This window comes from Nitrospira marina (assembly GCF_059568365.1).
In genome coordinates, this window is sequence record NZ_JCANTH010000001.1 from 476309 (window position 1) to 491134 (window position 14826).

Consider the following 14826-nt stretch of genomic DNA (forward strand, 5'->3'; position numbering starts at 1 on the left):
TGCGCATTTCTAAAATAGGTTTTGTATGAATAAATAAACAGGGTGATTTTGGTGAAGATCCTCCGACACATATCCCTTGTTCTCGCTTCCGCAAGTTTTTTTATCCTTTCAAGCTGCACAACCACCGAACCTGATTTCTATAAGTCTCTTAATCCTCCCTTCCCTTCCCCTCAGTCCACTTTTTTCCGTACACCATTAAGTTTTGAAGCCAATCAAGGGCAGACGGATTCCCAGGTTCAATTTCTTTCACGTGGGAACGGCTATAACCTCTTTCTTACGTCAAATGAAGCGGTAATAACCTTTACTAAACCTGACCAAACAAACACAGGAATTACTGAAGCTTCGAATAAATCCGAACCGAAGAGAACCGCCACGGTACGGATGCAGTTGGATGCTAGTAATCCTTTCCCAACCATTTCTGGAGAAAGGACACTGTCGGGGAAGGCGCATTACTTCAAAGGAAACGATCCTAATAAATGGCAGACGAATGTATCGACTTATGCCCAAGTACGGTACGCAGAAATTTATCCGGGAATTGATTTAGTGTACTACGGCAATCAGCAGCAATTGGAATATGATTTCATAATAGCCCCTGGAGAAGATCCATCAAGCATTACGATTAACTTTCAAGGTGTGGATACCCTCAACATTGAACCCAATGGTGATCTGATATTGCAGACTCCAGGTGGAACTATTCGCCAACGGAAGCCTATCATCTATCAGAAAGTCAAGGAGGAAAAACAAATTATTCGGGGACAATATCTTGTGAAAAGTTCACATCAGGTTGGGTTTCAGGTGGAAAAATATGATCCCACAAAAGCCCTGATAATAGATCCAGTCATGGGTTTTTCCACTTATTTTGGTGGGAGCAAAACCGAAAGGCTTCAAGCAATTGCAGTAGATTCTAAAAAGCAGGTGTACATCACCGGACATACCCTTTCCACAGATTTCCCTACTGCCAATCCAATCCAGGCATCCAATATGGGGGGCTCTTCCTCCGCACCTGATAGTTCTCAAAGCGATGTTTTTATAACAAAATTTACAGCGGATGGTTCGGAACTACTCTATTCCACCTATTTAGGCGGTAGCAGTATCGACGAAGGGCGAGATATTGCTGTAGACGAGGATGGAAATGCCTATGTAACGGGAGAAACCTCATCCGACAATTTTCCAATTATGAATCCCTTTCAGAATGCAAAATCCGATGGGGCAGACGCCTTTGTGACCAAATTAGCATCCGATGGATCGTCTCTCATTTATTCAACATTTTTAGGGGGTAGTAGTCATGAAGAACTTTTCCTTTTCGGACACGATGCGGCCAGCGGGATAGCAGTTGATGCTGCCGGAAGCGCGTATATAACAGGCTTTACGGGGTCCAATGATTTTCCGATAAAAAATGCTATTCAGCCTCAGAATGCAGGTGGGCGTCTCACTACGGGCCCTGTCGGAGATGCCTTCGTGACCAAATTAACTCCCGACGGAACCGCACTGGTCTATTCCACTTATCTAGGTGGAGGTGTTAATTCAGAAGGGTTGAGCGGTCAAGGTTATGATACGGGTAGGGCTATTGCTGTAAATAAGACAGGCCATGCCTATATAACTGGGGTAACAGTTTCCGACTCCTTTCCAACGGTCAACGCATTCCAAAATACCTTGTTGGGGTATAGTGATATCTTCTTAACAAAACTCAGCCCTGACGGATCCGCATTTGTCTATTCCACTTATCTGGGGGGGAGTATACCTTTCGATGGTGGTATAGAATCCCACCTGGAACAGGCAACAGGTATAGCAGTCGATGATGCCGGACACGCCTATTTGGCCGGATGGACCAATTCGAACGACTTTCCAGTTGCCAATGCCTTGCAGCCCCTGCCTCCATTTGAACATTCAAATTTCACCTTTAGTGCTGGCTTTGTCACCAAATTTATGGTTGATGGATCAGGTCTAATTTACTCGACCTACCTGTCGGGTTCGCAGCCATTTAGGGATCAAGTCAACGCCATAGCGGTTGACGCTGCCGGAAACGCCTATGTAACGGGAAAAGCAGCATCTTCTGCCTTTCCGACCACTCCGGACGCCATTCAGAAAACTAAATCTGTTTTCCAGGCCGCGTTTGTGACTGTATTCACTCCTAATGGTTCGGCGCTCAGCTATTCCAGTTACCTTGGAGGCTCAGATGATGATAGCGGGATAGATATTGCAGTAGATTCTTCGAGAAATATTTATGTGGCAGGACAAACCGAGTCAACGGATTTCCCCACCATGAATCCATTTCAGGCCTTCAATGCTGGTGTAATTGATGGATTTGTGGTGAAAATTGCCCCAGATAATATTGCTCCCACAGTAGAAGCAGGACCTGCGCAAGCAATAATTTTGCCCAATATAGCCAATCTTAATGGCTCTGTCTCGGATGATGGGTTACCGGACCCTCCAGGCACTGTTCTTACTATCTGGGAAAAGGTTAGTGGTCCTGGAACAGTGACATTTGCTGATCCCTCAGCAGTCAAAACCACCGCCAGATTTAGTCTCCCTGGCACCTATGTGGTGCGTCTTACGGCTGATGATGGAGATTTAACCGCTAGTGATGAAATATCCATAACCGTTAATCCTCCGCCTCCGCTTATAAACCAAGCGCCAATGGTGGATGCGGGTCCAATGCAAACGATTTTCCTTCCTGGCCAGGCCCTGCTCAATGGAACAGTGACGGATGACGGCCTACCGAATCCCCCAGGTACTGTAATGACGACTTGGAGTAAGGTCAGTGGCCCCAACGTTGTGGCATTTGGCAATCCAAATGCCGTAGATACCACCGTTTTGTTTTTCAGCGCGGGAACGTATGTGTTGCGGCTGACTGCATCGGATGGCGCACTCTCCAGGAGTTCGGATGTCACCATCACGGCCAGAGATCAGGGGACCAGTTCACCGAGCAGTGATGTGAATGGGGATGGCAAGGCAGATATCGTGTGGCGCAATACCAATGGGATGGTCGCGATCTGGCTGATGAATGGGGTGACAATCACCTCAACTGGTTTCCCAGGAGGAGTCGCAACCGAATGGCAGATTAAGGGTGTGGGTGATGTGGATGGGGATGGCAAGGCGGATGTCATTTGGCGCCATGCCACCAGTGGCGCCACCGCGATCTGGTTGATGAATGGGGTGACCAGGAGGTCCGTAGGTTTTCCCGGCAGCCCGTCGACGGATTGGGAAATTCAAGTCGTAGGGGATGTCAATGGTGATGGCAAAGCGGACATAGTATGGCGCAACAGTCGTGGTGCCACAGCGATCTGGTTCATGAACGGCGCAGCGATTGCGTCCGCTGGCTTCCCCGGTGGAGTGCCGTTGGCCTGGCAGATTAAGGGTGTGGGTGATGTGGATGGGGATGGCAAAGCAGATGTCATTTGGCGGCATGGCACCAGTGGGACCGTGGCGATATGGCTAATGAATGGGCTGACGATCACTTCAGTTGGCTTTCCGGGGAGCGCGCCCAACATTTGGACTGTCAATGAGGTAGATGATGTGGATGGGGATGGCAAGGCGGATGTCATATGGCGCCATGGCACCAGTGGCGCCACAGCGATCTGGTTTATGAATGGAACGACGATTGCCTCCTCCGGCTTTCCTGGTCCCATGCCCACGGAATGGAAAATTGAACAGGTCGGAGATGTCGACGGGGACGGTAAAGCGGACATTGTGTGGCGGAACAGCCTTCCAGGTGCTGTAGAGGTGTGGATCATGAATGGCTTGACCATAAACACCAAGGGTTCCCCAGGGACCGCCTCCACAGGCTGGGAGATTCAATAGGGCGAAAAAATCATCTTTCAGTATACGTTTCACAAGAGCCTGGCTCCTCACGGTGCTGGGCTTTTTGTTTGCGGTAACGTTGAATCGAGCGCATTCTGTTTCCCCGTGGGAGCACTTGCGTCGATGCCTCAGCACCGCCTCTTTTGGAGTCCTGTTGTGAGAGGGGTGGTACTATCGCCCAAGGGGGCCAAATGGGGGGTCTGCCCATTGGGGGTGGGGGCATGGCAGAGTTTTGATGGAAAAGTTGGTCACGGTTTTAGTCACGGTTCGGTCACGGTTTTGTTCACAATCAGGATGTCTCTCAGTCTCGATTGATCACACTCGAATTTGGTCAATCGCCTTGCCAATCCAAGTGATTATCACCCTTTGTCTTATTCAGTCATTCTCTAGGGTAATCGCCCAAGTTTGCCCTTTTAAGGCGAGGGTCGTGCGTTCGAGCCGCACGCGGCTCACCATAAGTATCACATCCTTCTTGTGTTTTCCCCTCAATAAACCAGCCAAAAGTCCGGGTACATCTCCCAAGGTTGGGAGTTCATTGCCCGTGAAAATCATTTAAAAAAGGAATGCGGCACCCTTTATCAAAGAAGAGTGCCGCATGAAGTGCAAAATATTTAGTGCTTCTGGGCTAATCGAGCCAGATTAGCGTTGGCTTGGGACAACACTAAGGCAAAGGCGGCAAAATCCGTGTCGGTCAATGGATGCCCCGTAGAATATCTATCCACCAGGATGACCCCGATAGGCCTGTTGGGCGCGTATAAGGTTCCGGCAAACCCGGGCTGGTCGCCCCAGTATTTTAAAAAGGCGGTTGGCATACCTCCGGATTCTCCTTCTTTGACCAAGGAAGAATAGTGAATAGGGTGAAACCTGTGGAGCAGTCGATCCCAGAAGTTTCCATGAGAAAGAGGGCAATGAAACGCTGGTTGGATGGTTTCCACATGTGGACCATAACCGATTTTGGCCTGGAGCATATCTTTTCCTGGTACTACCAATGCGAGCCAGACCCGTTCAAATCCATAGGAAACATGGAGCGTTCGGGTGACAAAGGTAAGCAGCGAGGAGGGTTCGGAAATTTTCATGGACTGGATGGTGAAATCCAGCAATGGCCTATCGGAGGCCGGAGAGGGCTGGAGAGAAGGGGAAGCTTGCTGGGCCGATGTTGCTGATCCTTTGGAAAGAATCCCTTCGGGGTCTAGAGCCTGATGGATCGTTTGAGTGAGCCGATGTAGATGTTGATTGTGAAATAGCCCATCGGCCTCAGATGCGGGAAGAAAGTGCTGTCGGTCAATATTGATGGCCGAGGCGATTTCTGAGGCCTGGCTAAAGGCTTTGGAGACGGTGTGTTCCAATTGGATCATGGAGAGGCCGAATGGGGGAAGAAACTGTTCGATCAGGCCTTGAAGTATCTCTCCCTGTCCGGTAGCCAATGGGTTCAGGAGGCAATAACTCAATTCATTAGCGGCTCGAACAATACCTTCCATGATCTGTTGATCTGCTTCTGGATGCGATTTAGGCCAGACGGGCTTTTTCTCCAATAGCTGAACCAAGGTGTCCGGCAGATTCCAATGCTTGGCCATGGCGGCAGCGATGACATGCAGCGGTCTTCCCAAAAGAGTGAGTTCGGCTTTTGGGATCTTGGCTGGATCCTCTCGGCGTAGGACTTCTAGTTGTTCGGCGACGTCGGGGCGACAGAGGGCGAGGATAAGGTCTCCTAGTGAATAGAGCATGGCATTGGTAAATAACGATCCCGTCTCCCTGTAATTGATGGCTTTTCCCAGTTCCTGTGCCTGGGTCCCCGCGACCAGAGCGCGAGCCAGGAGGTGTTTCAGATTGGTGGTATCGGCCCCAAAGGAATCGGCCTGTTCAATTAATTGGGCAGAGACCACCATGGCCCGAATGACGTCAAATCCAATAAGGGCCACCGCATAGGTTGGGGTTTTGACTGGTGTGCGGGTATGATAGGCGGGGCTATTCGCGATTTTAATGACATTGGCCATCATGGCTTGATCACGCATGATGATTTCTCCAATATCGCTGGCATTTGAGCGTTTATCCTGAGTAAGATTTAGGACTTGGATGCAACTTTGCCTGAGGATAGGCAATGTTTCCGGGGCTTCGGCGAGCAGACTTTCTAAAAAGGAAGCAGAGGACGCGTGGCCGGTGGAGGTGGGGGATTTCATGTTGGCACGTCTGGCAGGATAGAGTGCCAGGCGGTAATTCAAGGACGTGGTAATTTTAAATCATGGCAATGGAATGTGGTAATTGGCTCTCAGGTTAATTCTCGGTAATATTCTCCGAAACATTAAACCGTCCTTACCCTTTGAGGTGAAGGCGGGACTCATTTTTTTGATTGGGTGTTACCTGTATGAGAAATAGAATTTCCTGCTCGGCTCAGGAACTGAGCCAATTAGATGCTGACATGATTCAATCCGTGGTTGGGGGAACGGTCTTCGAAGAAGGCCATCAATATTTTTCCACCCAACGAGTCAAGATCCTTGATGCGGACCAGACGCAAATCACGGCCGAGGTCCATGGCGTCTATGGCGTGTATACGCAAACTATTAAATTGCGCGCGGGGACCTTGTCGACCAGGTGTTCCTGTCCATCGACTGAGCAACCTTTTTGTCGCCATTGTGTTGCGGTGTTACTGCATCAATTCCATAACGGTTCCTCACTCAAGGCGGGTGCCAAGGAAAATCATAAGGACCCGGCTCCTCCTTTCGATCAGCGGGGACGGGCCGAAGCACCTCGTGCGGAGGAATCCGGGGGTGCGGGGGACTTGAATTTTTGGGAAGCCATCCTGTTTATCGATTGGGTACAGAAAGCCGTTGGACTGTTAGGCAAGGAGGCCACCCTACCTCCAGTTCCTGGTTCGCTCGGGGGTGTTGCTCGAGAATGGGTAGGTGTAGTTGAACGCCTTAATTCACAATGCCTGGAAGGAGAGGAAGATCGACTTGATGCCTTGAGGAACCTGCAATCAGCCGAAGGCATGGTTGATAACCTCACGAAGAAATTGCATGTTTTAAAGGAGGAAGCTGAGGCGGCTCAAAAGAATTGCAGGGTGTTAGAGAAAAAAGTCAAGCAATTGCAAGATTCATTGGCAGAACTCTCAAAGGCATCAAACTAGGTCTGGTGATTTGCGGCAGGCCTCGTGGGAAATGTGACTTTTAAGTCTAGACGAAGGTTCGTGGACGTGAGGGCAGTCTTCCGACCCTTTTCATATGGGAAGAGAGCGGACGGATTTTTCAATAAAACAAGGCCATGACGTTAGTCATTCATTCATGCTCGAATCTTTCTGGGCTCTTCCATCCGGCCAATTGATCCAGCTGTTTGCCCCACCATCTCAAGTACATTGTCGGCAATTTGGTTCAGCGCGATGGTCGCTGGAGACGTGGGGGCCAGCTCTACCACTGGAAGATATTTTAAAATGGATTGTTGCACGTGCATGTCTTCAGGGATATTTCCTAAGATAGAGAGGTCGGTTCCAACATATTGCTTAAGAAGATGTTGTAAGTGCAGCGTGTTGACCCTGGATTTGGGAGTCATGCGATTTAAAATGAGGGCCGGTTGAAACCTTTTTAAGGCTTCTTGAGCAATCTCCACACCTGATTCGTTCGTCCTTCCAACAGCTTCCAGGACTGCTGTGACACTATGAAAGTCTTTGTCCAGAAGGGCGTCCGCCACTGGGTCGCGGGCTAAAAAAGCCGTAAGGACCTTTCGAATGGCGGCAAGTTTAATGAATCGATACAGATCTAAGACCGAAGTCGGGTCAGGAGTGGCCACAGCCAGGTAATAGTCCGCGAGGAGATAAAAGTCCAGTGCGTGATAACTGGTGCCCGCCCCGACGTCAACCAGAATGATATCTGCATCCAGCTTCTGTACGTGCCGGATAAGGCGTTTTTTTTTGGCATGCTGCAAGTTTGCGGTAATCAGGGTTTCCCCGGTTCCAGAAATGAGCTTCAGGGAAGAGAGGCTGGGAATAGGGTGGGCGATCTCATTTAAATTAGTGAGAGTGTTTGTCAAAAAATCTGTGAGAGTGGATGGGGGATGGAACATCCCAAACAAGATGTGGAGATTAGCTCCCCCAATGTCCATGTCGACCAAAGTAACGCGAAGTCCCTTTTTGGCGAGGAGGAGTCCAAGATTGCTGACGACCATGCTTTTTCCAACTCCGCCCTTACCGGAGGCCACTGAAACTATACAAGGCATCGCATTAAATCCTCTCTTGTTGATTTCACCTGAAAGTGAGTACAACCCTGATCAGAAATAGCCTATCATAGGGTCTGTCTTATGCCCATGGGCCGCGACTCCACGGGTGGTGTGAATGATGAGGGATTTATGTTAGCTAGGGAGTTGTTGTGAGTCGGGTAAGCTCTTGCCTTTAAAAATGGAAAGTGCTAGGTTATTTTCGAGTAGAGTGGGCGTGAGCCCACTTTTTTTTGGTCTTGGTTTGTGGCCGCTCGTAGTGAGGAATTGTGGTGGCCTTTTCGGCTGACAATCTTGAGCAAGTGATTCGCCAAGTGGGCGAGCCTATTGCTCGAGCCTTGGGAGTGGATATTTTCGAGGTTCAGTGCACCGGGAGACCCGCCAACCTTTTGGTTCGATTGACTCTTGATAAAAAGGGGGGAGTTGGAATTGAAGATTGTGAACAATTTCATCAATCCCTGCGTCGAACCTGGGAGGTTCTTCATCCAGAGCAAGCCGCGTATCGGTTTGAAGTTTCTTCGCCTGGTCTAGATCGACCGCTCCGAGATCTAAAAGACTATGAACGAGTGGTGGGTGAACGACTTCGAGTCACTCTGAAAACCTCGATCAACAAGCAATCAGTTGTCTTGGGGCAATTGATTACTGTTACAGACATGGGGATTCATTTAATGGATGACAAGAGCAAAAATCCTCAGGAAGTCGTTGTGCCCTGGGAAGATATTGCCAAAGCGAGATTAGAGGTTTCGTTCTAATGCTTTACTGGAAATGCGCACCAACTGCCCATGTCCGTTTGAACCGCTCATCGTGCCTTGCGAGGGATACATATGAAAAGTGAACTCATGTTGGTCATTGATCAAATCGGTCGGGAGAAAGGAATCGATAAGGCCAAAGTCATTTTGGCCTTGGAGTCAGCGCTTCTCACGGCCGCGAAAAAACGATTTGGGCATGGTGAAAACATTCAAGTCGACATTGATACGGAAACCGGCGAAATTTCTATCGTGAAGAAAAAGACGATTGCCGAGAACGTGCTGGATTCTAAAACAGAGATTTCACTGGAAGATGCCAGAAAAATTGATGATGAAGCTGAAATGGGAGACGAAATTGGCTCACTCATTGATTTGGAAGAATTTGGGCGAATAGCTGCACAGGCCGCGAAGCAGGTCATTTGTCAAAAAGTTCGAGAGGCAGAATGGGAATCGATTGAACGGGAATATTCCAAAAAAGAAGGGGAGCTAGTTCATGGGGTTATATTGGGCCAGGAGCGTCGAAATTACCTGGTCGACATTGGAAAAACAGAGGCCCTTCTTCCCATTCAGGAGCAAATCCCACGGGAAGCTCATAGGCGGGGCGATCGAGTGCGGGCTTTGCTGTTAGAAGTTCGACGAACTCCAAAGGACGTGCAAGTGATCCTTTCCCGAGCGCATCCTCAATTCGTGGTGAAATTGTTTGGTTTGGAAGTGCCTGAAATTACAGAGAAAATTGTTGAAATCAAAGGGGTGGTACGTGAACCGGGTGACCGGACGAAAATTTCAGTGGCTTCGCGGGATAAAGCAGTTGATCCGGTTGGCGCATGCGTTGGCGTCAAAGGTTCACGGGTCCAGGCCATTGTTCGGGAACTGCATGGTGAGAAAATAGATATCATTCCATGGACAAATGATCCTCGGGTTTTTATCGGGGAAGCCCTGAACCCTGCCTCAATTGAAAAAGTAGGGATTGACGAACAAAAGAAATCTGCCTTGGTGGTGGTGGCTGATTCTCAGCTTTCTTTGGCCATCGGGAAAAATGGGCAAAACGTACGATTGGCAGCAAAATTGACAGGTTGGAAGATTGATATCATTAGCTCCACAGAATACGAAAAGCAAAAGCTTGAACGAGACCAGGAGATTAAAGCAGCTTTGGCTGAAGAGGCTGCTCAAATTACGGAAGAGCCGGCGGCGGACAACACTAAGGAAATTGAAAGATCCTCACAAGAGGAAATCGTGGAGAATCCAGCGGTGGCACCAACAGAATCAGGGCAGAGCTCGGGATCGTAAGGATACGGCTTCACAGTAAAGGACGTGCATGAGAGTTCATGAGATAGCCAAAAAAATTGGGATGGAGAGCCGTTTGCTTATTCCTGAATTGGTGCGACTTGGCATTCAGGTTAGTTCCCATAGTAATACTGTGGAAGACAATATGGCCAAATGGGCGATGAATATAATTCTTGGTAAAACTCCTGAAACAACGCCCAAGCCTGGGGATTCATCCGTTCCAGGGCCTGTTGGTGCAAAAAGCTCTGAGGGGGGGCGCCTACTGAAAAAAGAATCGTCGACTTCCGGAAGGCATCGTTCTGAGGCAGTGGTTGAAGAACCTAAAAAAGCCGAAAAAAAGCACATACTGATTAAGAAGAAAAAAACAGAAGAAGAAATCCTGGAAGAGATGGCGGAATTGTCCCCAGTCGGGGAAGGTGGGGGAGAAGAGTCATCGGTCATCCAGGAGGAGTCAGAGTCTCCATTGGAGACGGCTCCCGTTTTGACTCAGAGTCCTGGCGTATCGGTCGTGGAATCTCAACAAGAGGTTCCCGCCTTATCGCCCACTGAATCGGGAGGGCTTCATGGTGTTGGGGCCCCACCGCCTGTTCTTGAGGAGAAAAGTGTCGCAACCCCTCCATCTGGTAAATCTCCTGAAAAAGAAAAAGAGAGGAAGGGCGAAGGAAAGCCCGACAAGAAGGCTGCGGTTATTTCGCGAGAGGTTCCAATAGAGGAAAAAGGCAAAAAAATAAAAAAAGTTGCGCGTGTCAAAGACGAAGATCTCTTCGCCGCACGGTTTGAGGATGCTGCGGTCTGGCAAGATCTTCGGCCATTACCAACGTTGCGACGTGAGGAACGTACCCGTCAGGTTCAACAGCCTTCGGTGGGTGAAGTCACAAAACCCCGGAAAAAAGTTATGAAGGTCACTGCTGGGATATCCGTGAAAGATTTTGCCGAAGTGATCGGCCAAAAACCCACGGAAATTATTCGGAAATTAATGGATTTAAATATTGCAAAAACCCTCAATCAACCCATGGATTTAGAAGCTGGAGTGCTCATTGCGGAGGGCTATGGCCTCGTAGTTGAAGCTGTGGCTGCTAAGGGAGGGGAAGCCCTCCTGGATGAGGTGCTTGAGGGAGGAGAGCAAGGAAATTTGGAACCTCGCGCGCCTGTGGTGACGGTTATGGGACATGTCGATCATGGAAAAACCTCGTTGTTGGATGCCATTCGGCAGACCCAGGTGACCGACCAAGAAGCGGGAGGAATTACTCAGCACATCGGGGCGTCATTTGTGAAGGCTGGTGAACGTGGGGTGACGTTCTTGGATACCCCAGGCCATGAAGCCTTTACGGCCATGCGGGCTCGCGGGGCTCAGGTTACTGATATTGTAGTCCTGGTTGTGGCTGCAGACGATGGGCCGATGCCTCAGACTATTGAAGCTATTAATCATGCGCAAGCGGCCAATGTGCCGATTATTGTGGCCGTGAATAAAATGGACAAACCGGGAGCTAATCCTGATCGGGTCAAGCAAAGTTTAGCCGAGCATGGCTTGCAACCTGAAGCATGGGGAGGCCAAACCATTTTTGTTGAAGTATCGGCAAAGCAAAACAAGGGGTTAGACCAGTTGCTTGATATGTTGTTACTTCAAGCAGAAATTATGGAATTGAAAGGCGATTCTACCTGTTCCGCCCGAGGGATTGTTTTGGAGGCAAAATTGGATAAGGGGCGTGGGCCTGTTGCCACGGTGTTAATTCAAGCCGGAAACTTACGAATCGGGGATTCGTTTGTCGTGGGGGCAGTGAGCGGCCGGGTGCGAGGATTAACATCGGACAAAGGTGAACGTTTGAAGGAAGCTGGGCCATCGATACCAATTGAAGTCATTGGCTTATTGGGGGTTCCTGAAGCCGGGGATCAGCTGGTCGTGGTGAAGGATGAGCGGGCTGCGAGAGAAATTGCCCAGGCCAGGCAGCAAAAGCAAAAAGACGTAGGCCTCGCATCCACGTCCAGAAGAACCCTAGAGGAGCTTTATGCAGAATCTAAAGATGGGGAAATTAAGGAATTGCCACTACTGATCAAGGCTGATGTGCAAGGGTCGGTGGGGGCATTAGGCGATGCACTTCTCAAGATTTCTACCGACGCGGTAAAGCTTAAGATCATTCATAGTGGCGTAGGTGGTATCAACGAAACCGATGTGTTATTAGCGGCTGCTTCAAAAGCGATTATCATTGGATTTCATGTTCGTCCGGATTCGAAGGCGGCTGCTATTGCGGAACGTGAGGGTGTGGAAATTCGGTTGTACACCATCATTTATAATATACTTGATGATATACGTTCGGCTGCAGAGGGGCTTCTGGCTCCAACAATCAAGGAGCGAGTGATGGGGCATGCGGAGGTTCGACAACTATTCACCGTTCCGAAAATGGGCACCATTGCCGGCTGTTATGTGAATGATGGGTTGATATCCCGGTCGAATACCAAAGTGAGAGTTGTTCGTGATCAGGTGATGGTGTATGAAGGAAAAATTGGATCCTTAAGGCGGTTTAAGGATGATGCACGGGAAGTTCAGCAGGGCTATGAATGCGGAATTGGAGTTGAGAATTTTAATGATTTAAAAATCGGGGATGTGTTAGAGGCCTACGTTTTAGAAGAGGAGGCCACAAAATTATAATGTTGAATGGATAATCCTGAATGGGGATGATCGTGGGGTTGTGCACGCTCGAACTCCATATCCCTGATGTCCAATCGTTGAAAGGGAAGCGTCAGGTCCTTTCAAGCTTAATTTCCCGATTGCGAAATCGGTTTAATGTTTCCGTTGCTGAAATTGATGAACAAGACCTTTGGCAAAAAGCCATTTTGGGGGTGGTGTGTGTGGCGAATGACACGGGAAGGGTCAATCAAGTCTTAGATCAAGTCCTCAACTATATACGATCAAATCCCTCCCTCGAGATTTTACGATCCCAGATTGAAGTCTTGTAAGCTCCCATTATTTTTTCACGTCATGGCAAAAATTAATAGTAGTCGGGCAACGCGGGTTGCCGATCAGATCCGGATGGAAGTGGCAGAGATTCTTTCCAGAAAAACGAAAGATCCACGGATCCAATTCGTGACCGTGACAGGGGTGAAGATGACGGCTGATCTCAAAATTGCTCGGATATATGTGACCACTTTGGATCAAGCCCATTTTGATCAGGTGACGGGTCCCGGTCTAAAAAGCGCAGTGGGGTTTGTTCGAACCGAATTGGGACGACGATTGAATCTGCGCTATACGCCGGAATTAGTCTTTTATCGGGATACGAGTGCAGAGTATGGGAATCGAATTGAAAAGTTATTGGATTCTCTTCATCAGGAATCTGGGGACTCCGGGGAACCTAAGGCATCCTCCTCTCTCCCCAATAAGAGTGAAAGTATAGAGGGGTAATGGCAACAGTGGCGTCTTGCATCGACCATTCGGAATCGGGGAAGGCAGCGAAGGGGATGGCCTTACATGGAGTTCTGAATGTCAATAAGCCTGATGGATGGACGTCGCATGATGTGGTGCAACGCCTCCGGTCGGGTTTGGGTATTCAGAAAGTCGGACACGCTGGTACCTTGGATCCCCATGCGACAGGTGTATTGCCGATTTTAATTGGAAAAGGAACCAAAATTGCCCAGTATCTGTTGGGATGGGATAAAGAATATGGAGCCGTGCTTCAATTGGGCCAACGGACTGATACGCAGGATGCGTGGGGCACGGTATTAGAAGAATCCCCGGTGGAATCTCTGACAGAGGAACGTATCCGATCCGTCTTTGCGACCTTTCAAGGATCCATCCAGCAAGTGCCACCCATGTATTCGGCGGTGAAAATCGGGGGGCAGCCCTTGTATAAAAAAGCCAGAAGAGGGGAAACGGTTGATCGACCGGCAAAAACCGTGATGATCCATGATTTAGAAATCCAAAGACTGAATGTCCCTGAGGTTGCATTTCGGGTTGTTTGTTCTAAGGGCACCTATGTTCGAACGCTCTGCGAGGATATTGGAAACATATTGCAGGTAGGTGGACATTTGAAATGGCTTCAACGACGACGGGTCGGGCCTATTCATGTTGATCAGGCTGTTGGGATAGAATCCCTGCTTGGGGGGCTTGAATTCTCCCGTCTGGATGGTGCATTTTTGGGGTTAGACCAGGCTTTAGAAGGGTTTCCCGCAGTTGAGGTCGATGGAAATGACGCTCGAAAGGTGCTCCATGGGAATGCGATCTCCTGGGATCGTGTGGTCAACTCGTATTTGGAACAAAAAGTTTCGCTCATGGGGGACAATATGGTGAGGGTGAAACAGAAAGATGGGCAATTACTTGCTTTGGGGAGAGGTCCGGTGTTTCAGTCAGCCAAGGCAGGTCCCGTATTAGCGATTGAAACGGTGTTTGCCTAGTCTAAAAAAATCGGGTTTGTTTAGTGAGGATAAGACGATATTCCTAGAAGGAATTTCTTACTGAATTCATGTAACCTTGAGAAACTGGAGGAGGAGTTATGGGTTTAACCAAAGAAGCAAAAACCACGGCAATAGAATCGCATCGGATTCACGACAAGGATACTGGTTCGTCTGAAGTGCAGATTTCCTTGTTGACAAATAGAATTACCAGTTTGACCGAACATTTCAAGACACACAAAAAAGACCATCATTCCCGACGCGGCCTTTTGCGAATGGTGAGCAAGCGAAGAAAATTGTTAGATTATTTGCGGCGTCGGGATGAGGGAAAATACCAAGCCGTGATTGCTGCACTGGGTATACGAAAATAAGACAGAATACAGGTTTTAGGGTGAGCAGAATCAATGAG

11 protein-coding genes are annotated in these 14826 nt (G+C 48.9%); 9 read left to right on the top strand and 2 right to left on the bottom strand.

Features of this window, described 5'->3' with window-relative positions; translation table 11 throughout:
* The first annotated feature begins 51 nt into the window (after positions 1-51).
* Positions 52-3801 carry a DUF7948 domain-containing protein gene (locus tag LX98_RS02045; protein WP_496427312.1) on the top strand — a complete coding sequence of 1250 codons (3750 nt, stop codon included), beginning with the start codon at positions 52-54 and terminating at the stop codon, positions 3799-3801.
* Positions 3802-4412: 611 nt separating this feature from the next.
* Here the strand turns inward: LX98_RS02045 and LX98_RS02050 are convergent.
* Entirely contained in the window at positions 4413-5978 is a 1566-nt protein-coding gene (locus LX98_RS02050; protein WP_496427313.1) for an HDOD domain-containing protein, read from the bottom strand.
* A gap of 185 nt (positions 5979-6163) precedes the next feature.
* On the opposite strand from LX98_RS02050, the gene LX98_RS02055 reads away from it, so the two are divergent.
* Entirely contained in the window at positions 6164-6925 is a 762-nt protein-coding gene (locus tag LX98_RS02055) for an SWIM zinc finger family protein (protein ID WP_496427314.1), read from the top strand.
* A gap of 152 nt (positions 6926-7077) precedes the next feature.
* Here LX98_RS02055 and LX98_RS02060 read toward each other — a convergent pair whose 3' ends face one another.
* Positions 7078-8007 (bottom strand): P-loop NTPase, encoded by a 930-nt coding sequence (locus tag LX98_RS02060; protein ID WP_496427315.1) that lies wholly within the window; start codon positions 8005-8007, stop codon positions 7078-7080.
* 269 nt (positions 8008-8276) lie between these two features.
* Here LX98_RS02060 and rimP point away from each other — a divergent pair, with 269 nt between their 5' ends.
* From rimP to rpsO, 7 genes are all read left to right on the top strand, one after another.
* Entirely contained in the window at positions 8277-8756 is a 480-nt protein-coding gene (rimP, locus tag LX98_RS02065; protein WP_496427316.1) for a ribosome maturation factor RimP, read from the top strand.
* A 72-nt stretch (positions 8757-8828) separates the two neighbouring features.
* Positions 8829-10037 carry a transcription termination factor NusA gene (nusA, locus tag LX98_RS02070; protein WP_496427317.1) on the top strand — a complete coding sequence of 403 codons (1209 nt, stop codon included), beginning with the start codon at positions 8829-8831 and terminating at the stop codon, positions 10035-10037.
* A gap of 28 nt (positions 10038-10065) precedes the next feature.
* Positions 10066-12681 carry a translation initiation factor IF-2 gene (infB, locus tag LX98_RS02075; protein ID WP_496427318.1) on the top strand — a complete coding sequence of 872 codons (2616 nt, stop codon included), beginning with the start codon at positions 10066-10068 and terminating at the stop codon, positions 12679-12681.
* A gap of 20 nt (positions 12682-12701) precedes the next feature.
* Positions 12702-12989, top strand: coding sequence for a DUF503 family protein (locus LX98_RS02080; protein ID WP_496427319.1), 288 nt, complete (start codon positions 12702-12704; stop codon positions 12987-12989).
* Between the two features lie 22 nt (positions 12990-13011).
* Positions 13012-13431: a 30S ribosome-binding factor RbfA gene (rbfA, locus tag LX98_RS02085; RefSeq protein WP_496427320.1), complete on the top strand. Its 420-nt coding sequence runs from the start codon at positions 13012-13014 to the stop codon at positions 13429-13431.
* The gene (gene truB / locus LX98_RS02090) at positions 13431-14420 is read left to right on the top strand and encodes a tRNA pseudouridine(55) synthase TruB (protein ID WP_496427321.1); all 990 of its coding nucleotides are present in this window, start codon (positions 13431-13433) and stop codon (positions 14418-14420) included. Before rbfA ends, truB begins: the two co-directional genes overlap by 1 nt.
* Before the next feature lie 98 nt (positions 14421-14518).
* On the top strand, positions 14519-14788 hold the full coding sequence (gene rpsO / locus LX98_RS02095) for a 30S ribosomal protein S15 (protein WP_496427322.1): 270 nt from the start codon (positions 14519-14521) through the stop codon (positions 14786-14788).
* Positions 14789-14826 lie beyond the last annotated feature (38 nt).